The organism is Pseudomonas sp. 18-147 (assembly GCF_051048045.1).
Classification (GTDB): Bacteria; Pseudomonadota; Gammaproteobacteria; order Pseudomonadales; family Pseudomonadaceae; genus Pseudomonas; species Pseudomonas aeruginosa.
On record NZ_CP182296.1, the window covers coordinates 5,708,584 to 5,733,772 of the forward strand.

The 25,189-nt window shown below is 68.5% G+C and carries 24 protein-coding genes; 8 read left to right on the forward strand and 16 right to left on the reverse strand.

Going from position 1 to position 25,189, the window contains the following annotated elements; genetic code table 11:
• Positions 1–97: 97 nt before the first annotated feature.
• Positions 98–1,333 (forward strand): DUF1835 domain-containing protein, encoded by a 1,236-nt coding sequence (locus ACM0M4_RS27080; protein ID WP_003112344.1) that lies wholly within the window; start codon positions 98–100, stop codon positions 1,331–1,333.
• Positions 1,309–1,803, forward strand: a complete 495-nt coding sequence (locus ACM0M4_RS27085; RefSeq protein ID WP_016852173.1) for a YkgJ family cysteine cluster protein — start codon at positions 1,309–1,311, stop codon at positions 1,801–1,803. The genes ACM0M4_RS27080 and ACM0M4_RS27085 overlap by 25 nt, the downstream gene beginning before the upstream one ends.
• 2 nt (positions 1,804–1,805) lie before the next feature.
• Here ACM0M4_RS27085 and ACM0M4_RS27090 read toward each other — a convergent pair whose 3' ends face one another.
• Genes ACM0M4_RS27090 through ACM0M4_RS27100 form a run of 3 tightly spaced genes read right to left on the reverse strand, consistent with a single transcriptional unit; the run spans position 1,806 to position 4,572 of the window.
• Complete coding sequence (locus tag ACM0M4_RS27090; RefSeq protein ID WP_003162670.1) at positions 1,806–3,242, reverse strand: ArnT family glycosyltransferase; 1,437 nt, start codon at positions 3,240–3,242, stop codon at positions 1,806–1,808.
• A complete protein-coding gene (locus ACM0M4_RS27095; RefSeq protein WP_003116094.1) occupies positions 3,239–4,213 on the reverse strand; it encodes a glycosyltransferase family 2 protein in 975 nt (324 codons plus the stop codon). The genes ACM0M4_RS27090 and ACM0M4_RS27095 overlap by 4 nt, the downstream gene beginning before the upstream one ends.
• Entirely contained in the window at positions 4,210–4,572 is a 363-nt protein-coding gene (locus ACM0M4_RS27100; protein WP_003116095.1) for a GtrA family protein, read from the reverse strand. Before ACM0M4_RS27100 ends, ACM0M4_RS27095 begins: the two co-directional genes overlap by 4 nt.
• Before the next feature lie 236 nt (positions 4,573–4,808).
• Between ACM0M4_RS27100 and ACM0M4_RS27105 the strand changes: the two genes are divergently transcribed.
• Positions 4,809–6,170: an MATE family efflux transporter gene (locus ACM0M4_RS27105; protein ID WP_003095327.1), complete on the forward strand. Its 1,362-nt coding sequence runs from the start codon at positions 4,809–4,811 to the stop codon at positions 6,168–6,170.
• On the opposite strand, the gene ACM0M4_RS27110 is transcribed toward ACM0M4_RS27105, so the two are convergent.
• The 7 genes from ACM0M4_RS27110 to ACM0M4_RS27140 all read right to left on the reverse strand — a co-directional run bounded on the left by ACM0M4_RS27110 (position 6,146) and on the right by ACM0M4_RS27140 (position 13,671).
• A complete protein-coding gene (locus ACM0M4_RS27110; RefSeq protein ID WP_003104321.1) occupies positions 6,146–6,514 on the reverse strand; it encodes an SLOG family protein in 369 nt (122 codons plus the stop codon). The genes ACM0M4_RS27105 and ACM0M4_RS27110 overlap by 25 nt on opposite strands.
• Complete coding sequence (locus tag ACM0M4_RS27115) at positions 6,502–8,169, reverse strand: Na/Pi cotransporter family protein (protein ID WP_003104322.1); 1,668 nt, start codon at positions 8,167–8,169, stop codon at positions 6,502–6,504. The genes ACM0M4_RS27110 and ACM0M4_RS27115 overlap by 13 nt, the downstream gene beginning before the upstream one ends.
• A 42-nt stretch (positions 8,170–8,211) precedes the next feature.
• On the reverse strand, positions 8,212–8,421 hold the full coding sequence (locus ACM0M4_RS27120; protein WP_003104324.1) for a hypothetical protein: 210 nt from the start codon (positions 8,419–8,421) through the stop codon (positions 8,212–8,214).
• Positions 8,422–8,471: 50 nt separating this feature from the next.
• Positions 8,472–9,248, reverse strand: coding sequence for a hypothetical protein (locus ACM0M4_RS27125; RefSeq protein ID WP_003095332.1), 777 nt, complete (start codon positions 9,246–9,248; stop codon positions 8,472–8,474).
• Between the two features lie 97 nt (positions 9,249–9,345).
• Positions 9,346–12,057, reverse strand: a complete 2,712-nt coding sequence (gene mgtA / locus ACM0M4_RS27130; RefSeq protein WP_003095335.1) for a magnesium-translocating P-type ATPase — start codon at positions 12,055–12,057, stop codon at positions 9,346–9,348.
• A 226-nt stretch (positions 12,058–12,283) separates the two neighbouring features.
• Positions 12,284–12,502, reverse strand: coding sequence for a hypothetical protein (locus tag ACM0M4_RS27135; protein WP_003095337.1), 219 nt, complete (start codon positions 12,500–12,502; stop codon positions 12,284–12,286).
• A 329-nt stretch (positions 12,503–12,831) separates the two neighbouring features.
• On the reverse strand, positions 12,832–13,671 hold the full coding sequence (locus ACM0M4_RS27140) for an arylamine N-acetyltransferase family protein (protein WP_003095340.1): 840 nt from the start codon (positions 13,669–13,671) through the stop codon (positions 12,832–12,834).
• 124 nt (positions 13,672–13,795) lie between these two features.
• Between ACM0M4_RS27140 and ACM0M4_RS27145 the strand changes: the two genes are divergently transcribed.
• Positions 13,796–14,251 (forward strand): DUF2214 family protein, encoded by a 456-nt coding sequence (locus ACM0M4_RS27145; protein WP_014603340.1) that lies wholly within the window; start codon positions 13,796–13,798, stop codon positions 14,249–14,251.
• 4 nt (positions 14,252–14,255) lie between these two features.
• Here the strand turns inward: ACM0M4_RS27145 and lpdA are convergent, their stop codons facing one another.
• The gene (gene lpdA / locus ACM0M4_RS27150; RefSeq protein WP_003095344.1) at positions 14,256–15,659 is read right to left on the reverse strand and encodes a dihydrolipoyl dehydrogenase; all 1,404 of its coding nucleotides are present in this window, start codon (positions 15,657–15,659) and stop codon (positions 14,256–14,258) included.
• A gap of 172 nt (positions 15,660–15,831) precedes the next feature.
• Between lpdA and ACM0M4_RS27155 the strand changes: the two genes are divergently transcribed.
• Together ACM0M4_RS27155 and ACM0M4_RS27160 are read left to right on the forward strand one after the other, a co-directional pair.
• Positions 15,832–16,371 carry a PaaI family thioesterase gene (locus ACM0M4_RS27155; protein ID WP_003095346.1) on the forward strand — a complete coding sequence of 180 codons (540 nt, stop codon included), beginning with the start codon at positions 15,832–15,834 and terminating at the stop codon, positions 16,369–16,371.
• Positions 16,372–16,438: 67 nt separating this feature from the next.
• Positions 16,439–16,999: a TetR/AcrR family transcriptional regulator gene (locus ACM0M4_RS27160; protein WP_003112334.1), complete on the forward strand. Its 561-nt coding sequence runs from the start codon at positions 16,439–16,441 to the stop codon at positions 16,997–16,999.
• Positions 17,000–17,003: 4 nt separating this feature from the next.
• On the opposite strand, the gene ACM0M4_RS27165 is transcribed toward ACM0M4_RS27160, so the two are convergent.
• The gene (locus ACM0M4_RS27165; protein ID WP_047690242.1) at positions 17,004–17,801 is read right to left on the reverse strand and encodes an SDR family NAD(P)-dependent oxidoreductase; all 798 of its coding nucleotides are present in this window, start codon (positions 17,799–17,801) and stop codon (positions 17,004–17,006) included.
• 230 nt (positions 17,802–18,031) lie between these two features.
• On the opposite strand from ACM0M4_RS27165, the gene trhA reads away from it, so the two are divergent.
• On the forward strand, positions 18,032–18,649 hold the full coding sequence (trhA, locus tag ACM0M4_RS27170) for a PAQR family membrane homeostasis protein TrhA (protein ID WP_003095352.1): 618 nt from the start codon (positions 18,032–18,034) through the stop codon (positions 18,647–18,649).
• Positions 18,650–18,693: 44 nt separating this feature from the next.
• On the opposite strand, the gene cntI is transcribed toward trhA, so the two are convergent.
• From cntI to cntO, 4 genes are read right to left on the reverse strand one after another with little or no spacing between them, the layout of a single operon-like run.
• Positions 18,694–19,548, reverse strand: a complete 855-nt coding sequence (gene cntI, locus ACM0M4_RS27175) for a pseudopaline transport inner membrane protein CntI (protein ID WP_003104336.1) — start codon at positions 19,546–19,548, stop codon at positions 18,694–18,696.
• Positions 19,530–20,831, reverse strand: coding sequence for a pseudopaline biosynthesis dehydrogenase CntM (gene cntM / locus ACM0M4_RS27180; protein ID WP_003095356.1), 1,302 nt, complete (start codon positions 20,829–20,831; stop codon positions 19,530–19,532). Before cntM ends, cntI begins: the two co-directional genes overlap by 19 nt.
• Complete coding sequence (gene cntL / locus ACM0M4_RS27185) at positions 20,828–21,619, reverse strand: pseudopaline biosynthesis protein CntL (RefSeq protein ID WP_003104339.1); 792 nt, start codon at positions 21,617–21,619, stop codon at positions 20,828–20,830. Before cntL ends, cntM begins: the two co-directional genes overlap by 4 nt.
• 29 nt (positions 21,620–21,648) lie before the next feature.
• Positions 21,649–23,775, reverse strand: coding sequence for a pseudopaline transport outer membrane protein CntO (gene cntO / locus ACM0M4_RS27190; protein WP_016562404.1), 2,127 nt, complete (start codon positions 23,773–23,775; stop codon positions 21,649–21,651).
• 141 nt (positions 23,776–23,916) lie between these two features.
• Between cntO and ACM0M4_RS27195 the strand changes: the two genes are divergently transcribed.
• The gene (locus ACM0M4_RS27195) at positions 23,917–25,071 is read left to right on the forward strand and encodes a DUF1624 domain-containing protein (RefSeq protein ID WP_003112330.1); all 1,155 of its coding nucleotides are present in this window, start codon (positions 23,917–23,919) and stop codon (positions 25,069–25,071) included.
• The last annotated feature ends 118 nt before the right edge of the window (positions 25,072–25,189 follow it).

Consider the following 25,189-nt stretch of genomic DNA (forward strand, 5'->3'; position numbering starts at 1 on the left):
TCCCGTCCGCGGAAAGGGCAGCGCCCAGGCGATCCACCCCACGCATCGCGCATGCGACTCCAGGCCTGATGGCGGACAAGGCTGCAGAGGAGATCGTATGTCCTTTTCCCGCACTCTCGGCGACGGCCGGATCAATCTCGAACAGCAACGCAAGCGCGCCAAGGAGCTGTTGCGCCAGTGGCGCCGCGACCCGGCCAGCCGTACAGGGCTTCCGGGGCAGGCGCCGCGCCTGGCCGACGCCCAGTGGCAGGTAGCGCGCGAACTGGGCTTCGCCAGTTGGCCGCGACTCAAGGCGCATGTCGACGCCATCGCCTTCGCCAGCCGCCACCCCGATCTGGTCGGCGGCGATGAGGCCGCGACCCTGCACCTGCGCTGCGGCAACGACATCGCCCACGGCCTGAAGCTCGCCGGCTTTCGCGGCGACTTCCGGATGTTCGCCGACCCGCTGACCATGGGACCGGTGCCGAACCTGCCGTTGCCCGAGTTCCTCGCCCTGCGCAGCGACTACCTGAGCCGCGCCTTCGACCTCGACCCGGCCGACGCCCAGGCCCGCCAGCGCCAGGAATACGCCGGGCTCGAGCGGCTCGGCGAATACTCGCGGGTGGCGCTCTGGTGCGAGGCGGATGCCTACGACCAGTTGTTCCTGGTCCGGGTGCTGGCAGGAATGCAGACGCCGCCGGAGCACCTGGAACTGATCGAGATCGACCGCGTGCCAGGCGTCGAGCGCTTCGTCGGCATCGGCCAACTGGCGCCTGAGCTGCTCGCCTGGCTATGGACCCAGCGTCGCCCGCTGGACGCCGAAGCCCTGGCGCTGGCCCGCGCGGCCTGGGACGCCTACCGCGATCCGGCGCCACTGCGCTGGGCGCAACTGGCCGCCGCGCCGACCCCGGCGCTACCGTTGCTGGGGCCGGCGCTGCGTCGGCAACTGCATGAACTGCCGGCCCTGCGCGACGGCCTGTCGCTGAGCGAACGGCTGACCCTGGAGATCGTCCGCGACGGCGAGCGGCCGAGCGCCGGCCAGGTCTTCGCCGAGCTGACCGCACGGCGCGAGCCGCTGCCCTATCTCGGCGACCTGATGTTCCGCGTCCTGCTCCGCGCGCTGCTGGAAGAGCCCGGCGCGCTGCTGCGCACGCCGGCGCCGGAACTGCCCTGGGAACGCCAGCCGCTGGCCCTGACCGCTGCGGGCCGCGAGGTCCTGGCCGGGCGGCGCTACCGCCTCGACCTCGGCGCCCCCGAACGCTGGGTCGGCGGCGTATGCCTGCGCGCCGGCACCGCGCACTGGGCGCTGGACGAGCAGGACCGGCCGGTATGGCGGGAGGACCCACGGCACTGACGCTCATCGCCCGGACGAGCGCAACGGGCGCGCAGCCACTATCATTGCGCGCCCGTTTTCCCCGCACCCGCCCGCCGATGAAGAAAATCCCGCTCGCCGCCGCCGACCCCGACCGCCTGGATACCTGGGTGAAATACCGCGAAGGCCTGTGCGGCGAGTGCAACGCGACCTGCTGCACGCTGCCGGTGGAAGTGCGCATCGACGACCTGATCCGCATGCGACTGGTCGACGAGTTCGAGCGCGAGGAGCCGGCCAAGCGAATCGCCAAGCGACTGGAAAAGGATGGCGTGATCGAGCACTTCAACCACAAGCGCGAGATCTTCACCCTCACCCGCATGGCCAACGGCGACTGCCTGTACCTCGACCGCAAGACCCGCCTGTGCACCATCTATGCCCGCCGCCCGGACACCTGCCGCAACCACCCGCGCATCGGCCCGCGTCCCGGCTACTGCGCCTACCGGCCGAGGTAGTCTCAGCCAGGCGGCGCCACGCCCTGGCATAGCTGGTACTGTCCCACCGGCGGCCGGCAGCGCAAGCGCTGGCGCACCTCGTCGGGCAAGGCGCCGAACGAACGCGAGCGGATCGCCAGCAGGGCGTCGCGACGCAACCAGCCGGCCAGCTCGCTGTCCTCCGCCCGTTGCGCCCGCCCGCCGCTGTAGAACACTGCCGAGTACGGCCGCTTCGGCCAGAACACCAGCGGCCGCTCGCGCCAGCCGGCGTCGCTGGCCAGCAGCGCGGCGGTGGACTTCTGCTCGGCGCGCGAGCCCAGCAACAGGGAGCCGAGGAACAGCGCGAACAGCAATGGGGTCAGTGCCAGGCAAGCCAACCCGCCACGCCGCAGCCAGGCGCTGCGCGCCAGCGGCGCGCGCAGCAGGTCGGCGGCGAGCAACGCCAGGGCCGGCAGGCCGGGCAGCACGTAGGTCCAGAGGACGTTGCCGGCGAAGGTGAAGAACAGGCACGGCGCCAGTCCCCAGAACAGCCAGTAGCGCCTGCGCGAGGCGACGCCATCGACCACCTCCCCGCGCTGGCGCCAGCCCAGCCAGAGCAGCAGCGGCAGCCAGAGGCTCCAGGGAAACGCGGCGGCCAGCAGGAACAGCCAGACGCTGCCGTAGGGATAGGCGTGGGCATTGCCGTAACGGTCGCCGTCCCAGCCGGCGGTGACGAAGCGCTGCCAATGCTCGCCGAGCAGGAAGTACTCGAGGAAGCCCGGCGTCTTCAACTCCGCCAGCAGGTACCAGGGCGCGGCCACCAGGAGCATCAGCAGGCTTCCGCGGATCCATGGCAGGCCCCGCCAGAGCGCGCGCCAGCGCCACTCCAGCAAGGTCCACAGGCCGATCGGCAGTCCGGCGAGGATCAGCGTCAGCGGCCCCTTCGCCAGCAGCCCGAGGCCGAGGCCGAGGAACATCAGCCAGCCCTCGCGGCGCCGGATTCCCTCCGCGCCATGCAGGCCCAGCCAGAAGCCGCGCATGGCCAGGACCAGCGCCAGGGCCAGGGCCATGTCGGTCATTACCGCCCCGGAGGCGACGAAGAACAGCGCCGAACTGCCCAGCAGGACGCAGGCGATCCGCGCCTGCCGACGATCTTCGCGAGCCTGCCAGTCCCATACCAGCCACAGCACCAGCACGCCCAGCAACCAGTGCGGCAGGCGGCTGGCGAACTCGTTGGCGCCGAGCAGAAGCTGGCCGCCGGCGCTGAGCCAGAAGGCCAGCGGCGGCTTGCCCCAGAACGGCACGCCGACGTCGTACCAGGGCGTGATCCAGTCGCCCAGTTCGGCCATCTTCCGCGCCACCTCGCCATAGCGGGCCTCGGTGGTGTCCATCAGCGGATAGCTGCCCAGGCTCAGCAGGCGGATGGCGAAGGCCAGGGCGAGCAGGAACCAGGCCAGCGGCCAGCCGCGCAGCGCCCTCACGGATTGGCCCCGCCGACCTGCGCCGGCAGGTAGCGGTCGATCAGGTAGAGCGGGCGGCGCCGCGCTTCCATGGTCATCCGCCCGAGGTATTCGCTGCACACGCCGATGGCCAGCAGTTGCAGGCCGCCGATCAGGAACAGCGCGGCGATCACCGGCCAGTGTTCGTGGATCTCCTGCTGGCCGAAGATCCCGGCGAGCAGGGTCGCCAGGGCCGCCAACAGGCTGAGCAGGCCGAGGTAGCCGGCGACCTTCAGCGGCGCGGTGGAAAACCCGGTGATGCCTTCCAGGGCGAAGTTCCACAGCCGCCAGTAGCGCCACTTGCTGTGGCCGGCGACGCGGGCGGCGCGGCTATAGGCGATATCGACCTGGCGGAAACCGACCCAGGCGAAAAGCCCCTTCATGAAGCGATTGCCTTCCGGCAGCTCGCAAAGGGCATCGACCACCCGCCGGTCGAGCAGGCGGAAGTCGCCGACGTCGCGCGGGATCGGCACCTCGCTGAGGCGGTTGATCAGCCGGTAGAAGGCGCTCGCCGAGGCGCGCTTCAGCCAGCTTTCGCCGGCCCGGCTGCGGCGGCGCATGTTGACCATTTCGGCGCCGCCGATCCAGGCGTCGAGCATCTGCGGGATCAGTTCCGGGGGATCCTGCAGGTCGGCATCGATGACGATCACCGCGGCGCCGCGCGACAGCTTGAGCCCGGCGCTCATCGCCTGTTCCTTGCCGAAGTTGCGGGTGAAGCGGGCCACGCCCACCCGGCGGTCGGCGGCCTGTAGCTGGGCGAGGATCGCCGCGCTGCGGTCGGTGCTGCCGTCGTCGACATAGAGCACCTCGCAATCGTCGCCAAGGTCGCCGAGCACGGCGCCCAGGCGCTGGTGGAAGGCCGGCAGCACCGCCTCCTCGTTGAACACCGGCACTACCACGCTGAGCAGGCAGGGGGCCTCGAGCTTCGACGCCAGGGAAGGTTCGATCATCATGAGAAGGTCCAGAGTCGATGAAGGTGATAGGTCGCCAACAGCAGTGCGCCGGTCGCGGCGAGCTGGGCCAGGCGGTAGTCGAGTCCGGCGAGGTCGCCGAGCAGCAACACCAGGACGGCGTTGCCGAGTACGCAAAGCAGGCTGACGGCGAAGAAGCGCGGCAGCGAACGGAACACCGGGCCACGGTGGCGGAAAGTCTTCCAGCGATGCCCCAGGTAGGCAGCCAGAGCCCCGCAGCCTGCTCCCGTCGCGGCGGCCACGGCGGCGCCGACGGCGAAGCCCTCGACCAGGAGGGTCAGCACCAGGTAATGAACGGCGGTGGCACCGGCGCCGACCGAGACGAAACGCCCCAGGAGCATGCATGGCTTCCTCTGGAAACAACCGACGCCGGCATTCTAGGAAGGTGCGCAAAGCCCCGCGGTTAGCGCTGCGCAAGCTTCCTGACAGGTTTTCGCAGGGTTCCCCGCGGCAGGCCTGGAAGCCGCGTCGGACAAGGAATACACGGCAGGCAGAGGTCTGTTACCGGATATGAAAAACGGGTTTTCCGCAGGCCTCGCCGCCGTCGCTATACTGCCCGGCCGATCCGGAGGACCCCATGAGCCTGTTGCGCGATGCCTGGCGCCACGCCCCGACCCACCACAGGGTCTGGGCGCTGGCCGGGCCGATGATTCTGTCGAACGTTTCCGTTCCCCTGGTGCACCTGGTGGACAGCACGGTGGTCGGCCACCTGCCGCACGCCTACCAGCTCGGCGCGGTAGCCGTGGGCGGCAGCCTGTACACCCTGATGGTCGGCGTGCTCGGCTTCCTGCGCATGGGCACCACCGGCTTCGCCGCCCAGGCCGCCGGCCGCGACGATGGCGGCGCGCTGCGCCTGATCCTCGCCCAGGGCCTGGGCATGGCGCTGCTCCTGGCCCTGCTGCTCGGCGCGCTGGCCCTGCCCCTGAGCGGCTGGGCCCTGCAACTGATGCAACCTTCGGCGGAACTGACCGGCGAGGCCCGCGCCTTCTTCCATACCCGCCTGCTCGGCCTGCCGGCGGCCCTGGCCAGCTACGCACTGGTCGGCTGGTTCCTCGGCACGCAGAACGCACGGGCGCCATTGGCGATCCTGTTGACCACCAACCTGAGCAACATCGCCCTGGTGCTCTGGTTCGTCCACGGCCTCGACTGGGGCGTGCAAGGCGCGGCCCGCGCCTCGGTGCTGGCGGAATGGAGCGGCGCCCTGCTCGGCCTGGCCCTGACCCGCCGCGACCTGGCCCGGCGCCCCGGGCGGGCGCAGTGGCAACGCCTGCGCCACTGGCTGTCCTGGCTGCCGCTGCTGATGGTCAACCGGGATATCTTCATCCGCAGCCTGGCCCTGCAACTGGTGTTTTTCCTGCTCACCGTACAGGGCACCCGCCTCGGCGACGCCACGGTAGCCGCCAACGCCCTGCTGCTCAACGGCCTGCTCCTGACGTCCTACGCCCTCGACGGTCTCGCCCACGCGGTGGAGGCGCTCTGCGGCCACGCCATCGGCGCCCGCGACCGAGCCGCCCTGCGCCGCGCGCTGGTGGTAGCCGGTGGTTGGTCGCTGCTGGCAAGCCTGGCGTTCGCCGCGCTGTTCGCCTTGTTCGGCCACCTGTTCATCGACCTGCAGAGCGACATCGCCGGCGTCCGCGAAGTCGCCTACGCCTATCTGCCGTACCTGGCCTGCCTGCCGCTGCTGGGGATGTGGAGCTATCTGCTCGACGGCCTGTTCATCGGCGCCACCCGCGCCCGCGAGATGCGTAACGCGATGCTCGTCGCGGTGGCCGCCAGCCTGCCCCTCGGCTGGCTGTTGCAGGGGCTGGGCAACCACGGGCTATGGCTGGCGTTCCTCGCCTTCATGCTGCTGCGCGGGCTGGTCCTGGCCGCCTACGGCTGGCGCCTGACCCGCCGCGATGGCTGGTTCGCCGCTCAGGGCGCCGACAGCGGACGATAGGCGAGCATCAGCGGGACGTCGGCAGCGTGCGCGACCTGTACCAGTTCGCTGGCCAGGCGCCCACCGGGAAACACCAGCACCAGGTCCGGCGCGGCCTCGCCGAGGACGCCCTCGCCATACTCGCGCAGGGCGTTGTCGCTGCCACTGCGCTCCGGATAATCGTAGGCGCGCGAATCCGCGCCACGCTCGCGGCACCAGCGCTCGGCCTCGTCCGGCAGGCCGCTGCCGGCATGCAGCAGGTGGCCGAGCAGCGCCACCGGTTGCAGGCCGTGGCACTGGTCGAGCGCCAGGCGCAGGCGTTCGGCGTCCTTGAAATGGCGTCCGGCGCAGATCAGGAGGCGCATGCCGATCCCTCCCCTTGCCCTGGCTCGTCCGGCCGCTTCGCCATCGGATCGATGCCGCTGCGTTCGAGCAGCGGATAGGCCAGGGCGGTGACATGATGGTGGATGCGTCGGTAGTCGCGGAGAATGCGCTGGAACACGTCACCGGACTCCACCCAGGCACCGCGATCGTCGCGCAGGCGACGGAAGCGCTCGCGACTGGCATCGGCCTCCAGTCGCTGCAGCAACTTCTTGCGCGCCACCAGGCGCAGCGCGGCGTCCAGGTCTTCGCGAAGGAACGCGCTGATCGCCAGGTGCAGGCTCTCCTCGATCGCCGCCTGCAACGGCAGCATGCGGCCCAGCTCGAACTCGCTGCCGGCGCGACTGCGCCCGGCCCAGCGCATCGCCAGGGGCAGCAGGCTGTTGGCGACGAGATCGCCGATGTGCTCGATGTTGATGGCGAACAGGAGGATTTCCTGGGCACGATCGGCGTCGCTGTCGCCGAGGCCGTCCTGGCCGAGGTCTGCCAGGTAGGCGCGGATCGCCGCACTCAACTGGTCGAGGGCCTGGTCCTGGCGACGGATTTCCGCCGCCACCTTCGCCTCCGGTCGCTGCAACAGGCCGCTGGTGGCGCGCAGCATCAGACTGGCCATGTCGGCCAGCCGCAGGACTTCGCGAGTAGCGTTGGCCAGACCGATGTTGGCCACCTCCAGCCCGGCTTCGTCGAGGTAGCGCGGCATGCCCGGCTCGTCGGACTGTGCCTCTTCCGGCAACAGGCGCGCGAGCAGCGCCGCAAGGGGGCCGGTGAAGCCGATCGCCAGCAGTGCCAGGGCCAGGTTGAAAGCACTGTGGAACCAGACCGCCGCCGCACCGCCGAGTGCGTTGGCCGGCTGCGCCAGCGCCGTCAGCCAGGGCAGCACCAGCAGGCAACCGAGCAGGCGCACCAGCAGGTTGCCCAACGGCAGGCGCCGCGCCACCCGGCTACCGGCCACCCCCAACGCCGGCAAGGCGCCGCCGAGGTTGGCACCGAGCACCAGGGCCAGGGCGATGGGCAGCGAGACCAGTCCGGCCTGGGCCAGGGACGCCACCAGCAGTACCACCGCGACACTGGAATGGCAGGCCCAGGTCAGCAGCGCGGCGAGCAGCAGGGCGATCAGCGGATCGCCTTCGAGGCCGTGGATCACCGCGACAAAGGCTGGCGAGGCCTCGATCTGCTGCAGGGAATGGCCGAGCAACGCCAGCGCCAGGAGCATCAGGCCGAGTCCGATCAGGCACTGGCCAAGGCTCTCCAGGCGTGGACCGTCGCCCAGGCGGAACAGCAGCAGGCCGGACAGCAGGGCCAGCGGCGCCAGCAACGAGGTGTCGAAGCTGAGCAGTTGCACCACCAGGGTGGTGCCGACGTTGGCGCCGAGCATCACTGCCAGCGCCGGCGCCAGGCCCAGGGTGCCACTGGCAGTGAAGGACGCTGCCATCAGGCTGGTGGCGGTGCTGCTCTGCAGCAGGCCGGTGATGCCGAGCCCGGCGAGCAGGGCCAGCCAGCGGTTGCCCAGGTGGCGGCCGAGCCAGTTGCGCAGCACAGTGCCGAAACCGCGCAGCACGCCGCTGGAGACCATGTGCGTGCCCCACAACAGGAGGGCCACGGCACCGGCCAGGTTGATCAGGAGGATGGTTCCCAGCATGGCGGAACTCCCGGTTCGGAATGGATCGTGAAGGGAACGGGCTCATTGACCCATGGCCAGCCTGAGCGATGCACGGTTGAGCGCGCTCGAGCAGTCCAGCAGGTATTTCACTTCGACCTGGCTCAGGCGGCCGCTGGCGTATGCGCGCACGCTGACCACCATCAGCAGGTGCGCGGCCTTCGCCAGCAGCCGTGCTGCCAGGCCACAGAGCGCGCGGCGAGACGCGCCCAGGCATTTGCGTACGACGTTCATGGCTGCTTCCTCGGTGGAGGAGCGCGCCGCAGCGCGGCACGCCCTTGGGCTCAGAAACGCAAGGTCGCTCCCGAGACCAGCCATCGCTCGCGCTCGCCGCGCAGGTGGCCGCCGACCAGCAGATCGAGGTCCAGCCGTTCGCCCAGGTGCAGCCGCGGTCCGGCCTGCCAGCCGCTGTCGCCGGCCGACTCGCCGAAGCGTTCGGCGATCAGGGTCAACGGCTGGCCGACCCGGTATTCCATGCCCACGCCCCAGTTCCAGCGATGCCGGCGCTCGCCCTCGGCGTAGGCATGCCCCAGGCCGACCCCGGCGTTCAGGCGCAGGGCCTCGAACGGCTGGTAGCTCAGCGGCAGGTTGAAGCCGGCGCCTTCGAAGGCGTGCCGGCGGTCCAGGTAGAGATCCGCCGAGAGCGCGAAGGCCAACGCCAGGCCGAGGTCGTCGCGGGCCAGCAGCGGTGTCTTCAGCTCGGGGCTGAGGCGGCTGTGCCGATCGCCTGCGTCGCCCTCGCGCACCAGCGCCGCGCCGAGCTGCACCGATGGTAGGGCGGAGAAGGTGCAGGCTGGCGACAGCACCGACTGGTAGCGGTTGCCGTGGTGGCGTTCGCGCTGGTGCCAGGCGTCCAGGTTGCATTCGCCGACGGGGTCGATCTCGCCGTCGTCGACCCGGTAGGCGCCGCCCGCGGCGCGAGCCTCGGACAGCAGCGCCAGCAGCAGGACGCAGGCGAGCGCGGCGGCGACGAAGCCCAGGCGCCAGGACAGGGCGCGTCGCAGCGCGGCCGGCAGCGGTTGGAAAAGGGGCGCCCGCGGGCGCCGGTCGTGCAGGGTCATGATGCGTCTCTCCATGCGTGGGTCCGGTGTGCGTTGCGCGGCGCGGCGAGGCTTGCCGACGCGCCGGGAAAGGCCGGGACGAAGCCCGGCCGATCGCTCAGAACCACTGGCCGAAGCGGCGGATGTAGAGGGTCTTCATGGTCTGCGCGGTGACGCAGTAGCAGAGCAGCGTGCCCACCAGCCAGGGGAAGTACTCCCACGGCAGCGGCTGCAGGCCGACCATCGCCCCCAGCGGCGAGAACGGCACGTAGATGCCCAGCGCCATCACCAGCCCGGTCATCAGCATCACCGGCAGCGCCGCGGTGCTCTGGATGAAGGGAATCTTCTGGGTACGCAGCATGTGCACCACCAGGGTCTGCGAGAGCAGGCCCTCGATGAACCAGCCGGACTGGAACAGCGACTGCATTTCCGGGCTGTTGGCGGCGAACACGAACCACATCAGCGCGTAGGTGGTGATGTCGAAGATCGACGAGGTCGGGCCGATCCAGACCATGAAGCGGCCGATGTTCTTCGAGTCCCACTTGCGCGGCTTGGCGAGGAACTCCTTGTCCATCTTGTCCCACGGCAGCGACAGCTGGGAGATGTCGTACATCAGGTTCTGCAGCAGCAGGTGGATCGCCAGCATCGGCAGGAAGGGGATGAAGGCGCTGGCCACCAGTACCGAGAACACGTTGCCGAAGTTGGAGCTGGCAGTCATGTTCAGGTACTTCATGATGTTGCCGAAGGTCTCGCGGCCCTTGATAACGCCCTCCTCCAGGACCATCAGGCTTTTTTCCAGGAGGATGATGTCGGCCGATTCCTTGGCGATGTCGGTGCCGCTGTCCACCGAGATGCCGACATCGGCATCTCGCAGCGCGGGGGCGTCGTTGATGCCGTCGCCGAGGAAGCCAACGGTGTGTCCGTTGCCCTGCAGGGCCTTGAGCACCCGCGACTTCTGCAGCGGCGTCAGCTTGGCGAACACCGTGCGCTCCTCGGCCAGGCGTTGCAGGGTGGCATCGTCCATCAGGTCGATGTCGCGACCGAGCAGCGGCTCGCCGACGTCCAGGCCGACCTCGCGGCAGATCTTCGCGCTGACCACCGGGTTGTCGCCGGTGAGCACCTTCACCGCCACGCCGTTCTCGCGCAACGCGGCGATGGCCGGGCCGGCGGTTTCCTTCGGTGGATCGAGGAAGGTCAGCAGGCCGGCGATCACCAGGTCGCGCTCGTCGCTGGCGCCGTACTGGGCCTGGGACTCCGTGCGCGAGAGGCTGCGGGTGCCGAGCAGGAGCACGCGGAAGCCGTCGCGGTTGTATTGCTCGGCCAGCGCCAGCAGGGCCCGGCGGCGTTCCTCGTCGAGCGGCAGGTCGACACCGTCCTGGTGCACGCGGGTGGCGATCTCGAGCATTTCCTCGACCGCGCCCTTGCACACCAGCAGGTGTTCGCCGTCCTTGCCCTCGAGGATCACCGAGAGACGCCGACGGACGAAATCGAAGGGCAGTTCGTCGACCTTGCGCCAGGCATCCGACGGCGTGATGCGCGGGTTCTGTTCGACGAAGGCGACCACCGCGCGGTCCATCAGGTTCTTCATCCCGGACTGGTGGAAGCTGTTCAGCCAGGCCATTTGCAGGACCCGGTCGCAGCGCCGGCCGGCAACGTCGACGTGATGCTCGAGGATGATCCGGTCCTGGGTCAGGGTGCCGGTCTTGTCGGTGCAGAGCACGTCCATGGCGCCGAAGTTCTGGATCGCGTTGAGGCGCTTGACCACCACCTTGCGCCGCGACATCGCCACCGCGCCCTTGGCCAGGTTGGCGCTGACGATCATCGGCAGCATTTCCGGGGTCAGGCCGACCGCCACGGCGAGAGCGAACATGAACGCCTCGGTCCAGTCGCCCTTGGTGAAACCGTTGATCAGCAGCACGATCGGCACCATCACCAGCATGAAGCGGATCAGCAGCCAACTGACGCTGTTCACCCCACGGTCGAAGGCGGTCTGCGCCCGCGAACCGACGATGGAACGGGCCAGCGAACCGAAATAGGTGCGCGCACCGGTGGCAACCACCACCGCGGTGGCCGTGCCGCTGACCACGTTGGTGCCCATGAAGCAGATGTTCGGCAGTTCGAGCAGGTCCTGCTGGTCGGCGGCGATCCGCTTGGCGGACTTCTCGCGGACCGCGCCGAGGGTGTCGTATTTCTCCACCGGCAGCGCCTCGCCGGTGAGTACGGCCTGGCTGATGAACAGGTCGCGCGATTCGATCAGGCGGATGTCGGCGGGGATCATGTCGCCGGCGGACAGGCGCACGATGTCGCCGACCACCAGTTCGCCCATGGGGATTTCCCGCAGCTCGCCGCGCATCCCGCGCTCGTCGCGGCGCAGCACGGTGGCGGTGTTCCGCACCATGGCCTTGAGCGCCTCGGCGGCCTTGCCCGAACGGTATTCCTGCCAGAAGCGCATCAGGCCGCTGACCAGGACCATGCAGAGGACGATGATGACGCCGGTGAGATCGGTTTCCTCACCGTCCTGCAGGGGCAGCCAGAAGTCGGTGAAGAAGCTGATCGCAGAGAGCGTCATCAGCACGTAGATGAAGGGGTTGTTGAACGCCTGCAGCAATTGCACCAGGACGTGTGGCGGACGGTCGTGGGCCACTTCGTTGGGGCCGTCGGCGTGCAGCCGGGCGGCGGCCTCGGCCTGGTCGAGGCCATCCTGGCGACCGCGGACGTTGGTGAGGGTGGTTTCCAGGCTGTTCTGCGCTTCGCGGGCGGCGCGCATGGACAGTCGGTCGTTGCGGCGCTCGGTATCGAGCTGGGTATTGCGTTGGGTCGCTACGCTCATGACTCGGTCTCCTGTCGCGAGCTGCGCGACGGCGACACGAGTCGGTTGCCGGTCAGGTGACAGGCAAAGGCGTGCCGGGTCGCGATGTTCGCGATCGGTGGGAAGAATGTTCGGCTTGTCCGGGTGAGGCCCACTGCGCGCGGCCGCTCAGGCGGCACGCAGCAGGCCGACTTGGTGGTTCGTCCATGGCAGGCTCCTTGTGCGAAGGGTTGGGCAGGAGAAAGCGTCAGCCGCGCATCGGGCGGCGACCGCTCTCAGGGTTCTCTTCGACCTGCGTCTCCAGGCGGCGATACTCCAGGCGACCGCCGGCCGGGTCGACACGCCAGGCGAGGCTCGCAGGATGGCCGTGGCCGGGAAGGATCGCGCCGGGGGACTGCGCGGCGCGCACGCGCATCTTCGCCACGAAGGCGGATACGCCGGGGGATACCGAATTCTCGAAGTTCATGACTCACCTGTACCCGGCGTGCCGGACACGGGTGAGAAGCAGTGGGTCAGCCCAGGATGCCGCTCAACCGACCGACCCGTTGCGGGTTCCGTCGTGCGTTGGTTTGGGTCATCGCACCAGCCGGCATCTGCTGGGCCGGGCGACGACTACTGGGAATACTGTCCATGGCTCTCTTCGTAGGGGGAAAGAAAGTGCCCGGCTCTGCGGGCGGGGGTTTTATAGACCTCTTGCCAGACGAGGTCAACCGAAAAAGCCGTTTCGTTCAGGCTTCTATGGAACATCGGAAAATTCCCGCAGGAGTCCGGCGAAAAGACACCGGCCAAAAGCGCTCAGGCGGAGATCAGTCCCGCCAGCCGTCGCGCCAGCGCCGGCACTTCGGAGGCCGGGTCGAGGCGCAGGCGAAAACGGGTCTGCAGGATGTCCAGCAGTTCCTCGACGTCGCGCAGTTGGCGCTGCAGCGTCTCGCCGTTGCCGGCGCGCTGGCCGAACAGCCCGTCGGCCAGGGTCAGGCGCAGGTCGCCCTCGGTTATGGCGGCCTTCAGGCCCTGGCGGAACACGCTGTGCGGGTGGGTCGAGGTGTACCAGTTGCGCGGGATGTAATCGATCCACAACTGCGGGCGCAGGTCGAAGCGGTACAGCGGCAGCCAGCCGCTGCGACCGCGCACGGCGCTTTCGTAGAGACCGGCGTGCGGGTCGACCAGGCGCACGCAATGCACCTGTCCGGCGTCCGCCTCGTCGCCCGGCAAAGGCAGTGCTCGCGGCGGATTGGCCGAGCCGAAGCCGACATCCACCAGGAACTCGCCCTCCGCCAGGTACAGACGCAGCATCAGATGCGATTGCTGGGTCAGCGGCGCGTCCTCCGGGAGTCCCCAGCGTACCCGTGCCACCAGCAGTTCCAGCTCGTAGCCGAGGGCCAGCAGCAGGCGGGCGAACAGCGAGTTGAGTTCGAAGCAATAACCGCCGCGGCTGCCCTCGACGACCTTGGCGAAAACCTTGTCGGCGTCGATCTCGATGGGACGGTCGAGCAGCACGTCGAGGTTCTCGAAGGCGACCCGGCGCAGATGCGCGTCGATCAGTCGGTCGAGACTCGCCAGACTCGGCGGACCGGGATCGTCGATGCCGATATGGTGCAGGTAGGCATGGGTCTGCTCGGGCGTCAGCGGGGTCATGGCGGGCTCCGGAAAATGGCCAGCTCGATTCTAGACGCATTCTCGGGGAATACCGGAAGCGCCGTCAGGCACATTGGCCCGGGGTCTGCTTGACTGTGCCCATCCCACCCCGAGGAGCGCCGCCATGGCCCAGGCAATCGTCGCCTACCTGCACTACCTGTCGATCTTCCTGCTGTTCGCCCTGCTGGTGTTGCAGCACCGCCTGCTGCGCCTGCCGCTGGACCTGGAGCGCGCCCGCAGCCTGGCGGCGATCGACCGCGGCTACGGCCTCTGCGCCCTGGCGGTACTGGCCAGCGGGCTGGCGCGGGTGCTGTGGTACGGCAAGGGCCTCGACTATTACCTGCACAATGGCCTGTTCCACGCCAAGGTCGGGCTATTCGTCCTCGCTGCCCTGGTCTCGCTGTTGCCGACCGTTACCTTCCTTGGCTGGCGCGGCGCCCTCAAGGCCGGCGAAGTGCCGGCGGTGACGCCGGCCCGGGGCCGGCGGGTGGTCATGGCGGTGCGCCTGCAACTGCTCCTGCTGCTGGTCATTCCGTTGCTGGCTACGCTGATGGCGCGCGGCTTCGGCATGCGCGGCTGAGCCCTCAGTTCTGCATGGCCCGGCCATGCACGTCCATCGCCGCCTGGCGCAGCGCCTCGGAGCGGGTCGGATGCGGATGGCAGGTCAGCGCGAGGTCCTCCGCCGAGGCGCTGAACTCCATGGCCACGCAGGCTTCGCCGATCATCTCGCTGACGCCCGGCCCGATCATGTGCACGCCGAGCACCTGGTCGCTGCGGGCATCGGAGAGGATCTTGATGAAGCCTTCGCTCTCGTGGTTGATCTTCGCCCGGCTGTTGGCGCTGAACGGGAAGCGTCCGACCTTGTACTCGCGCCTCGCCGCCTGCAGCTGCTCCTCGCCGAGGCCGACGCTGGCCACTTCCGGCTGGGTGTAGATGACCGACGGAATCACCTCGGCGTTCATCTCCGCCGCATGCCCGGCGATCCGCTCGATGCAGACGATCGCCTCTTCCTCGGCCTTGTGCGCCAGCATCGGTCCCGAGGTCACGTCGCCGATCACCCAGACGCCCGGCGCCGCGCTGCGCTGTCCCTGGTTCTCCAGCATGCCGCGACGATCGCTGGCCAGGCCGACCGTCTCCAGCCCCAGTCCTTCGGTATAGGGGCGCCGGCCGATGGCCACTAGCACGTAGTCCGCCTGCAGCGATTCCGTAGCGCCGCCGGCGGCCGGTTGCAGGTCGAGTTCGACGCCCTGCTCGCCACTGCGCGCGGCGACCACGCGGGTGCCGAGGCGAAACCGCATGCCCTGGCGGGTCAGGGCGCGCTGCAGGGTCCTTGCGGTTTCCCCATCCAGCCCCGGGCAGATCCGCTCGAGGTACTCCAGCACCGTGACCTGTGCGCCCAGCCGGCGCCAGACCGAACCAAGCTCCAGGCCGATCACGCCGGCGCCGATCACCACCAGGTGGCGAGGCACTTCGACCAACTCCAGGGCGCCGGTGGAGTCGAGGATGCGCTGGTTGTCCACAGGCACGCCGGGCAGCGGCGCCGGTTCCGAACCGGTGGCGATGACGATGTCGCGCGCCTCCAGTTGCGCGTGGCCGCCGTCGGCAAGGGCCACGCCGACCCGGCCCTCGCCTTGCAAGCGCGCCCAGCCCTTGATCCACTGCACCTTGTGCTTGCGGAAAAGGAATTCGACGCCACGGGTCAGGGCGGCGACGCTCTCGTCCTTCTGCTTCATCATCTGCGCCAGGTCCAGTTCCGGGCTGACCCGGATGCCGAGCCGGGCGAACTCGCCGCCGCTCGCCGCGGCGTATAGCTCCGAGGCGTGCAACAGGGCCTTGGACGGCATGCAGCCGACGTTCAGGCAAGTCCCGCCGAGGGTTTCGCGACCCTCCACGCAGGCCACCTTCAGGCCCAGCTGGCCGGCGCGAATGGCAGCGTTGTAGCCCCCCGGACCGGCGCCGATCACGATCACGTCATAGCTTTCCATCATCCTGCTCCTCGGTTGTCCCGCCACGGCCCCCTCAGCGTAGGCGACGCCGGCGCAAATAGAGGAAACGCCGCGTAGAGGGACCGAAAGCGATTGTATTTCGCTCGTCATGCAAAGCTTATATGATGACCGTAATTTTCCTGCAACCCTTTCCCACCACGACAGGAGCACTACCATGGAACAGCCCGGCCGCGAAGATCGCCTGAACGCCTGGATCGCCACCGAGCGGGCCGCCCGCGCCCGCCTCGGCGCCAGCGGAACCCTGGAGCTGGCGCAAGTCGCCGCGCTCTCCCCGCAGGAGTTCTTCGACCGCATCGGCAGCGGCCAACTGCCCTGTCCGCCCTACGGCGAACTGGTCGACTTCGTTCCCATCGAGTGGTCCGAAGGGCGCTTCCTGTTCCAGGGCACCCCGGACCGCCGCCACTACAATCCGCTGGGTAGCGTGCACGGCGGCTACGCCGCGTCGCTGCTGGACTCCTGCATGGGCTGCGCGATCCATACCCGGCTCCAGGCCGGCCAGGGCTATACCACCACCGACCTGCGGATCAGCTACCTGCGCGCGCTGACCGACAAGGTCGGCCCGGTGCGCGCCGAAGGCCGGGTGGTGCACCTCGGCCGCTCGACGGCGGTCGCCGAGGGCCGGTTGTACGATGTCGACGACCGTCTCTACGCCGTCGGCTCGACCACCTGCCTGGTCCTGCACATGGCCGGATGAACGCGGCTTCGCCAGGGAAGGCCGCCAGGCGTTAAGATGACGACCTGCATTCCAAGGTATCGAAGCCATGCGTTATCCCGAAGACCACAAGCAGAAGACCCGCCGGCGTATCGTCGAGGAGGCTGCCCGGCTGTTCCGCCAGGACGGCGTCGGCGCCACCGGGCTGCAACCGCTGATGAAGGCCCTGGGCCTGACCCATGGCGGCTTCTACGCGCACTTCAAGTCCAAGGACGACCTGGTGGAAACCGCGTTGCGGCATGCCGCGGCGCAACTCGACGAAATCACCGCGCCCCTGGCGGAGGCGGAACGACCGCTGGCGCTGCTGATAGAGCAGTACCTGTCGCCGCGTCACCGCGATAACCCCGGCGCCGGCTGCCCGTTGCCGACCCTGTCGGCGGAACTCGGCCAGCGCGGCACGCCGAGCCCGACCACCGACAGCATCGTGCGCAAGCGCCTGGCGATGATCGAAGCGGCCCTGGAGGGCGAGGACGCAGGCGAGCGCGCCGTGCTGCTGCTCGCTTCGCTGGTCGGCGCGCTGCAACTGTCGCGCAGCGTGCAGGATGAGGCGCTGTCGCAACGGATACTGGAAGCGACGCGCAAGAAGCTGCTGGAGCAGATGGAGCGCTAGGGCCTCAGCCGAGGTAGCGCTCGGCCGGCCGCTGCCGCGACAGATTGGGCGCGAGCCTGGCCCGCGCCGTCATCAGCGCCTGCCAATCGGCCGCATCCGGCAACGACGGGATGGTCACCGCTTCACGCCGATCGAAACCGACCAGCGCCGCCTCCACCAGGTCCTCGACCTCCATCACCATCTCCGCGGGAATCCCGGCGATTCCGGCGCCGCTGCGCTCCCAGATCTCGGTACGGGTGACGCCGGGCAGCACCGCCTGGACGTAAACGCCGCTGCCGGCCAGCTCGTGCTGCAGCGACTGGCTCAGGCTCAGCACGTAGGCCTTGGTCGCGCTATAGACGGCATTGAACAACTCCGGCGCCAGCGCCACCACCGAACCAAGGTTGACGATGGCGCCGCCGCCACGCCGGCGGAACCCCTCCGCCGCGCCGGCAGCCAGGCGGGTCAGGGCCACTACGTTGAGGGCGATCATCCGCTCCGCCCGGTCCATGTCGGCATCGGCCAGCGGACCGTTCATCGCCACGCCGGCGTTGTTCACCAGCAACGCGATCGAGGCGTCGTCGCTCAACCGTCGCTCGACCCGCAACCTATCGTCGCGCTCGGACAGGTCGGCGCGCAGGATCTCCACCCTGACCCCGTGGGCTTGGCGAAGTCGATCCGCCAGGGCTTCCAGGCGTTGCCGGTCGCGCGCCACCAGCAACAGGTCGTGGCCACGGCGGGCCAAGTGCTCGGCGTAGGTCGCGCCGATTCCGGAAGAGGCGCCGGTGACCAGGGCGACGCCATTGCCAATCTGTTCGTTCATGTGGGTTCTCGCTGGAAAAAAGCCTGACCGCTGACAGCGGCTGTTTATATTACACACTTAATATTATGACCATAATTAAAACCGTCAAGCCTTTATCCGTTCCAACGAGCAGGGAGGGATGAGGAAAACCTTCATGCAACCGTCACGGAAAACGCCAATAAAAGGTCAGGACCCACACCACCCCGACATGCCCTACCATGGCGTTGTCTATCGCGGGAGGATCATGCGTCATGTATCACGGTGAAAGACTCAATGCCTGGACCCACCTGATCGGTGCGGTCGCCGCCTGTACCGGCGCCGTCTGGCTGACGGTCCAGGCGAGCCTCAACGGCAGTCCGTGGAAGATCGTCGGGGTCGGCGTCTACGGCGTCACCCTGACGCTGCTCTACAGCATCTCGACCGCCTACCACAGCGTGCGCGGGCGAGCGAAGGTGGTGATGCGCAAGCTCGACCACCTGTCCATCTACCTGCTGATCGCCGGCAGCTACACGCCTTTCTGCCTGGTCACGCTGCGCGGTCCCTGGGGCTGGACGCTGTTCGGCATCGTCTGGGGCCTGGCGGTACTCGGCATGCTCCAGGAGATCAAGCCACGCTCCGAGGCGCGAGTGCTGTCGGTGGTGATCTACGCGGTGATGGGCTGGATCGTGCTGATCGCGGTGAAACCGCTGCTCGCCGCCCTCGGCAGCGCCGGCTTCACCTGGCTGGCGGCCGGCGGCGTGCTCTATACCGTAGGGATCGTCTTCTATGCCTATGACCACCGCTTCCGCCACTGGCATGGCATCTGGCACCTGTTCGTGATCGCCGGCAGCCTCCTCCACTTCGTGGCGATCTGGCGCTACGTACTCTAGGCGCGGTCCGGCGCGAAGCAGCGGGAGCTGGTCGCGCCGGAGGCTCAGCCCTTCTTCGTCCGCGACAGCGCGATGCACGCCACCACGATCAGCACGCCGCCGGCGATGGTCAGCGCGTCCGGCACCTCGCTCCAGAACAGCCAGCCCCAGCCGGCGTTGAAGACGATGCCGATATAGCGGGTCACCGCAACGATGGTCGCGCTCTCGTGACTGAAGGCGCGGGTTAGGAACACCTGGCCGAGTAGCGATACGACCCCGATGGCCAGCAGCAGCCCCCACTCGCGCAGCGTCGCCGGCACCACGAAGTCGTTCCACATCAGCGGGATGGCCACCAGGGTGGCCACCGCCAGGAAGTAGAAGACGATCTCGTAGGTATGGTGCCGCGCGCTCAGTTGGCGGATCGCCACCGAGGCACCGGCGGCGAACACCGCACTGAGCAGGCCGACCACGGCGTATACCGAGTAGCTGGAATAGCTGAACGGCTTGACGATCATCAGCGCGCCGAGCACCACCACCAGCAACAGCCAATAGACCGCCCGGGGAATCCGCTCGCCGAGGAACAGCGCGGAGAAGAGGATGACGAAGAACGGCGACATGTGCGCCAGGATGCTCGCGTCCGCCAGCGGGATATGGGCGATGGCGTAGAAATAGCAGACCAGGTACAGCGCCCCCATCACCCCGCGCACCAGCAGCATCGGCACGCCCTGGCGCGACAGGGCGACACCGGCCTGGCGCATCAGCAGATAGATCAGCAGGGTACCGATGGCGCTGCGGAAGAACACGATCTCGGCAGCCGGCAGGGTGGCGCTGGCTTCCTTGACCAGGGCGTTCATCACGCTGAAGGTGAAGGACGCCAGCACCGCCAGCAGCACCCCGCTCTTCAGCAGGTCGAGCACCATTGGCGATAGATGGCGTCCGCCGCCGGACGGCTGTCGATCGGATACAGGCTTGGATGGCACTGGCTCGCTCCTTGGCAATCGATGAATCGGGACACGGCGTTCTCGTAGCTCGCCAACAGGCTGCGCGCCTGCGGCATGGCCAGGTCGAAGTGGGCGGCCAGCGCGACGATCAGCGCCAGCTTGCGATAGTCCTCCAGCGGCACCCGCGGGAGCCGCCAGAGTCCGTCTTCGTCGCGACTGACGCGGCGGAACGGCACGGCGGAAAAGTCGAAGTGGCGACCCTGCTCGTCGGCCGGAGAGAACGGATCGACCAGCAACGCCGCGTAGCGCACGAACAGCAGGTATTCCTGGCGCTCGGCGCCGGCCTCGGCGAAGCCGTCGATGGCCGCGCGCGGCAGCATCGTCTCGTGCACCGGGTAGTTGTCGTCGTTGAGGAACCGCAGCAGGTTCAACGGCTCGGCGCCCATCCGCCGCAACAGTTCGCTCAGCTCGCACCACAGCCGCCGCATGGCGCCAATGGCCCCGGGGGTGATAGGTCCCTCCGGGTAGAGCTTGTACATGAAACCGGGCGGCCCCTGCTCGGAAAGTATCCGGGCGAGGGCGAACTCGCCGAGAAAGAACGGACTGTGCACGTAGGTGGTGACGTTGCGGCCCTCCGCCGCTTCCGGCGTCGCCAGGGGTACCACCTCCACCCCGCTGCCGGCCAGGACTCGCCGCCAGGTCTCCCGCGCCGGGCAGTCCGGCCGGCTGGAACCCAGGTAGACCCTGCGCTTGACCGCCTTGGTCAGGGCCCGCAGCGGTTGTGTCTCGTCGATCACCTTGGTCGCCGCGTAGTAGCTGGACAGGCTCAGCACGGTCGCCTGGCACCCCGCCGGCAGGGCGCTGCGCACCAGCAGGTTGGCGCCGATGAAGGCGGACACCAGCAGCAGCGTGCGCACCCCGCCGAGTCGCTCCCAGGGCAACCCGCGGACCACGTCCAGGTAACTGTCGGCCGGCACGCAGAGCACCAGGGTCTGCCAATCGTCGCGAAGCTCAGCGGGGTCCTGGTGGAAGACGTCCAGCGCGGCGTTGCCGGACAGCCAGCGATGCTGCCCCTGCCCTTCCAGTTGCAGGCAGGCGCCGCGCGCCAGGGCCTCGGCGATCCGCTGGCTGCGCCGGCCGGGATGGTTCAGCGCGCCGAGGCGACCGGCACCGTGGCGGCGCAGGTCCAGCGCGACCTGGATCGCCACCGCGCCCAGACCGACCAGCAGGACGTTGCCCAGGCTCTCATCAGCGGCGTTCATCGACCGGCCTTCTCCAGGATCAGGGTGTCGTACAGCGGCTGGCTGACCCGCTCCGCGCAAACCCGCCAGCCCTCCAGTTCGGCTGGCTCAACCGGGTAGTTGAACAGTCCCTTGATGCCGCTGCCGTGACGCAGCAGGACCTTGGCGTCGGCGCGCATGACCTGGCGGATCTGCGCCAGCACCGCGCTTTTCTGCTGCACCAGCGAAGCGATCAGGAAATGCGTGGCATCGCGGGAAAACGCCAGTTCCGCCGGCGGCAGCGAGGAAAACTGCATGCGCGCCTCCAGCCCCTGGCAGCGGGCGATCTCGCGGGCACAGCCCAGGGCCTCCTCGTCGATGTCCAGGCAGCACAAATGTGCGCCGACCTCCCGCGCCAGCACCAGGGCCGAGGTCGGCAGGGCACCGGAGCCGACGAACAGGACCCGTGCATCGGCATCTATCCCGGCGCTGTCGAGTTCGCCGCGGATGGATTCCAGCAGGCTACCCAGGTAGCGGCCCATCTCGCCGGGTTCATGCAGCACGCCCTGGCAAAGGTGCTTCTCCAGTTCGCAGAGGGCCTGCACCGCCGCGTCGCGCAGGCGCAGGCCGAGCGCCTGCAACGCAGGATCGTCCGAATCGGCCTGCCACTGCGCCCGGCTGCAATCCTCCCCGATCAGTCCGCTCAGACGGTCGAGCTTGCGCCTGAGGATCTCGTAGCAGCCGCAACACTCGCGGGCATAGACGGTGAGCAGGCGAATCTCGCATTCCAGTTCGCGGAGGGTTTCCAGCAGCGGTGTGCGTCCTTGCATGGCATGGCTTCCTGGCGGCGGTAGAGGGCTCAGTAGTTCAGGGTCAGGCTCATGGTCAGGTTGCGCGGCTCGCCGGGGGCGACCCAGACGTTGTTATAGGAACGCTCGTAGTAGCGACGATCGAAGAGGTTGTTGACGTTCACCCCGAGGGTGGCATTGCTCGCCAGCGGATAGTGCGCGAGCAGGTCGACGGTGGTGTAGGCCGGCAGTTCGAAGCCGCTGTCGCTGCTGTCGCCGGCGCGCTCGCCGACATAGTTGACCGCCGCGCCGGCATCGGCGCCGTGCAGCCAGCCTTCGCGGAACTCGTAGACGCCCATCAGGCTGCCGCTGTGCTTCGGCACGTTGAGCAGGCGGCTGCCGCGAGCGATGTTCTCATCCTTGGTCACTTCGGCGTCGATATAGGCGTAGGCGCCGATCAGCCGCAACTGCTCGGTGAGCTGGCCGCTGAACTGCAGGTCGAAGCCCTGGCTGCGCGCCTCGCCGGCGGTCTGCTGGTAACCGGGATTGCTCGGGTCGGCGGTGAGCACGTTCTTCTTTTTCAGGTGGAACGCGGCGAGGGTCATGCCCAGCCGGCCATCGAGCAGGTCGAGCTTCACCCCCGCCTCGTAGCCGCGCCCCTCCTCCGGGTCGAAGGCCTTGCCGGCCATGTCGGTACCGCCATTGGGCTTGAAGGATTTCGAGGCGTTGGCGAACAGGCCGACCTCCGGGGTCGCCTGGTACAGCACGCCGATGCGCGGGGTGGCGGCACGCTGGGTCTGCTGCGAGCTGGTGTCGCGGAAGCGGCCATTGTTCAGGCGCGTGGCGTTCATGTCCTGGCGGTAGCGGTCGAAGCGCACGCCGAGCAGGCCGCGCCATTTCTCGCTGAACTCGATCTGGTCCTGCAGGTTGAGGGCCATCGCGTCGACTTCCTCGTGGTTGCGGTCGTCGCGTCCGAAGGGTGGTTTCGGCTGGCCGTAGACCGGCCGGCGGATGTCGATGGCATAGGGGTTGCGCGACGGGATGCTACGCAGGATCAGTTCGTCGTTGTGGTAGCGCTCGTACTCGAGGCCCATCAGCAACTGGTGGCGGATCGAGCCGGTATGGAGGTCGCCGAGCAGGTCGAGCTGGGTGATGCTGTCGTGCCACTCGAAGTCGCGGTAGCGGTACTCCCGGCGCAGGGTGTAGCCGTCGGCGGCGAGGCTGGAGTTCTCCGAGGCGTAGCCGTCCAGGTGGCCATGCTTGTAGTGGCTGGCCAGGCGCAGGCTCCACTGCTCGTTGAAGTGATGGCGCAGGGTGGCCTGGAGGGTTTCGTTGTTGTTGTCGATCTTGCCGTCGTCCGGCTCGCCGAAGAACCGCGAGCGCGGCAGGCTGCCCAGGTGGTTGTGCGGCGCCACGGTGCCGCGGTCGAAGACCTGGCGGTTGCGCACCACCTCGGCTTCCACCAGCAACGAGGTGTCCGGGTCCAGTTGCCAGCTGAACGATGGCGCCACCAGCAGGCGCTGGCCGTCGGCGTAGTCGCGGAAGCCCTTGCTGTCCTCCACCGCCAGGTTCATCCGGTAGAGCAGGTCGCCCTCTTCGTCCAGCGGCGTGTTCAGGTCCAGGGTCGAGCGGTAGCGGTCCCAACTGCCGGCGCTGGCATGCAAGCGGGCGAAGCGCTCGGCCTGGGGCTTCTTGGTCACCAGGTTCACCGTGCCGCCGGGATCGCCGCGCCCGTACAGGCTGGAGGCCGGTCCCTTGAGGATTTCCACGCGCTCGATGGTGGCGCTGTCCGGGGCGTTCATATAGCCGCGGTTGGCGCTGAAGCCGTCGCGGTAGAACTCCGAAGTGGTGAAGCCACGGACGTTGTACTCGAACATCGTCAGGCCGCCGAAGTTGTTCTGCCGCGAGACCCCGCCGGCGAAGTCCAGCGCCCGTTCGATACGAGCGCTGTCAAGGTCGTCGAGCACCTGGCGCGGCACCACGCTGATGGCTTGCGGGATGTCCTCGATACGGGTGTCGGTGCGCGTCGCGCTGGCCGACCGATTGGCCCGGTAGCCCTGCACCGGGCCCGCCGCGCGCTCCGCTTCGGCGGTGACAGTGAGGACCTCAAGCTCCGCGGGACTTTCCGTTTCCGCCCAGAGCGCCGGACTGCTGCAACCGAGGCCGACACCGAGGACAAGCGACACACTGACTCTCATGGGAAATCGCACCAGAAAAGAAATGATATACTATAACGCTACCAGTTCGATTCCGGCCTCGCAATACAATGCCCGGCTCTATCTCGCGTCTCGCCGCCAGGCTGTGATACTCATCCCTCTTTTCCGACGACCAGCCCAGCCATGCCCAACTCCATCTCCAATTCCTCCCGCCTGCACAGCATCGACGCCCTGCGCGGCCTGGTGATGCTGTTCATGCTGCTCGACCATGTCCGCGAGACCTTTTTCCTGCACCGCCAGGTCGGCGACCCGATGGACGTCGCCAGCACCGAGCCGGCGCTGTTCCTCAGCCGCACCCTGGCGCACCTGTGCGCGCCGGTGTTCGTCTTCCTCACCGGCCTGTCGGCATTCCTCTACGGCGAGAAGCACCAGGGACGCCGGGCGGTCTCGGCGTTCCTGTTCAAGCGCGGGTTGTTCCTGGTGGCGCTGGAACTGACCCTGGTGAACTTCGCCTGGACCTTCCAGTTGCCGCCGACGGTGATCTACCTCCAGGTGATCTGGGCGATCGGCCTGAGCATGCTCGCCCTGGCCGCCCTGCTCTGGTTGCCGCGCCCTCTGCTCGCGGCGCTCGGCGTGCTGCTGGTGGCCGGCCACAACCTGCTCGATCCGCTGCATTTCGCTCCCGGCTCGGCCTGGCACCTGCCGTGGGCGGTGCTCCACGACCGCGGCTGGATCGAAGCGGGCGACGCCCTGCGCCTGCGCACCTCCTACCCCCTGCTGCCGTGGATCGGTGTGATCGCCCTGGGCTATGCCGCAGGCAACTGGTTCAGCGGCGCCACGCCGGCAACCACGCGCCGACGCTACCTCCTGGCGGGCGGTGGCGGGCTGCTGCTCGGCTTCATCCTGCTGCGCCTGCTCAACGGCTATGGCGAGAAACCCTGGGCCTTCGGCGAGACGCCGGCGATCACCCTGATGGGCTTCTTCAACGTCACCAAGTATCCGCCGTCGCTGCTGTTCCTCGCCCTCACCCTGGGAATCGGCCTGCTGCTCCTGGCCTGGTTCGAACGCCTGGACTGGAGCGGTCGCGGCAAGGCCCTGGTGGCGTTCGGCGGAGCGCCGATGTTCTTCTACCTGCTGCATCTCTACCTACTGAAGCTGCTGTACCTGCTGGCGCTGGCGATCTGGGGCGCCAACCGGGGCGACTACTTCGGTTTCTCCTCGGTGCCGGCGCTATGGCTGTGCAGCATCCTGCTGGCCGTGGCGCTGTACCCGGCGGTGCACTGGTTCGCCGGTTTCAAGGCGCGGCGGCGGGATATCGCCTGGTTGAAATACTTCTGAGGCGCGGAGCATCCAGGAGCCGCTGGAAACGTCCGGCCCTTCCCCCCCACGGGTAGGACGAATGCTGCGAAGCGTTATCCGCCGGACACAGCAGGCAACCACGCCGACGTCCACCGCC

Coding starts and splice junctions, on each gene's coding strand:
- ACM0M4_RS27080 (WP_003112344.1), top strand. CDS start 98: ATGTCCTTTTCCCGCACTCTCGGCGACGGCCGGATCAATCTCGAACAG.
- ACM0M4_RS27085 (WP_016852173.1), top strand. CDS start 1,309: ATGGCGGGAGGACCCACGGCACTGACGCTCATCGCCCGGACGAGCGCA.
- ACM0M4_RS27095 (WP_003116094.1), bottom strand. CDS start 4,213: ATGATGATCGAACCTTCCCTGGCGTCGAAGCTCGAGGCCCCCTGCCTG.
- ACM0M4_RS27100 (WP_003116095.1), bottom strand. CDS start 4,572: ATGCTCCTGGGGCGTTTCGTCTCGGTCGGCGCCGGTGCCACCGCCGTT.
- ACM0M4_RS27105 (WP_003095327.1), top strand. CDS start 4,809: ATGAGCCTGTTGCGCGATGCCTGGCGCCACGCCCCGACCCACCACAGG.
- ACM0M4_RS27110 (WP_003104321.1), bottom strand. CDS start 6,514: ATGCGCCTCCTGATCTGCGCCGGACGCCATTTCAAGGACGCCGAACGC.
- ACM0M4_RS27115 (WP_003104322.1), bottom strand. CDS start 8,169: ATGCTGGGAACCATCCTCCTGATCAACCTGGCCGGTGCCGTGGCCCTC.
- ACM0M4_RS27120 (WP_003104324.1), bottom strand. CDS start 8,421: ATGAACGTCGTACGCAAATGCCTGGGCGCGTCTCGCCGCGCGCTCTGT.
- ACM0M4_RS27125 (WP_003095332.1), bottom strand. CDS start 9,248: ATGACCCTGCACGACCGGCGCCCGCGGGCGCCCCTTTTCCAACCGCTG.
- mgtA (WP_003095335.1), bottom strand. CDS start 12,057: ATGAGCGTAGCGACCCAACGCAATACCCAGCTCGATACCGAGCGCCGC.
- ACM0M4_RS27135 (WP_003095337.1), bottom strand. CDS start 12,502: ATGAACTTCGAGAATTCGGTATCCCCCGGCGTATCCGCCTTCGTGGCG.
- ACM0M4_RS27140 (WP_003095340.1), bottom strand. CDS start 13,671: ATGACCCCGCTGACGCCCGAGCAGACCCATGCCTACCTGCACCATATC.
- ACM0M4_RS27145 (WP_014603340.1), top strand. CDS start 13,796: ATGGCCCAGGCAATCGTCGCCTACCTGCACTACCTGTCGATCTTCCTG.
- lpdA (WP_003095344.1), bottom strand. CDS start 15,659: ATGATGGAAAGCTATGACGTGATCGTGATCGGCGCCGGTCCGGGGGGC.
- ACM0M4_RS27155 (WP_003095346.1), top strand. CDS start 15,832: ATGGAACAGCCCGGCCGCGAAGATCGCCTGAACGCCTGGATCGCCACC.
- ACM0M4_RS27160 (WP_003112334.1), top strand. CDS start 16,439: ATGCGTTATCCCGAAGACCACAAGCAGAAGACCCGCCGGCGTATCGTC.
- ACM0M4_RS27165 (WP_047690242.1), bottom strand. CDS start 17,801: ATGAACGAACAGATTGGCAATGGCGTCGCCCTGGTCACCGGCGCCTCT.
- trhA (WP_003095352.1), top strand. CDS start 18,032: ATGTATCACGGTGAAAGACTCAATGCCTGGACCCACCTGATCGGTGCG.
- cntI (WP_003104336.1), bottom strand. CDS start 19,548: ATGGTGCTCGACCTGCTGAAGAGCGGGGTGCTGCTGGCGGTGCTGGCG.
- cntM (WP_003095356.1), bottom strand. CDS start 20,831: ATGAACGCCGCTGATGAGAGCCTGGGCAACGTCCTGCTGGTCGGTCTG.
- cntL (WP_003104339.1), bottom strand. CDS start 21,619: ATGCAAGGACGCACACCGCTGCTGGAAACCCTCCGCGAACTGGAATGC.
- cntO (WP_016562404.1), bottom strand. CDS start 23,775: ATGAGAGTCAGTGTGTCGCTTGTCCTCGGTGTCGGCCTCGGTTGCAGC.
- ACM0M4_RS27195 (WP_003112330.1), top strand. CDS start 23,917: ATGCCCAACTCCATCTCCAATTCCTCCCGCCTGCACAGCATCGACGCC.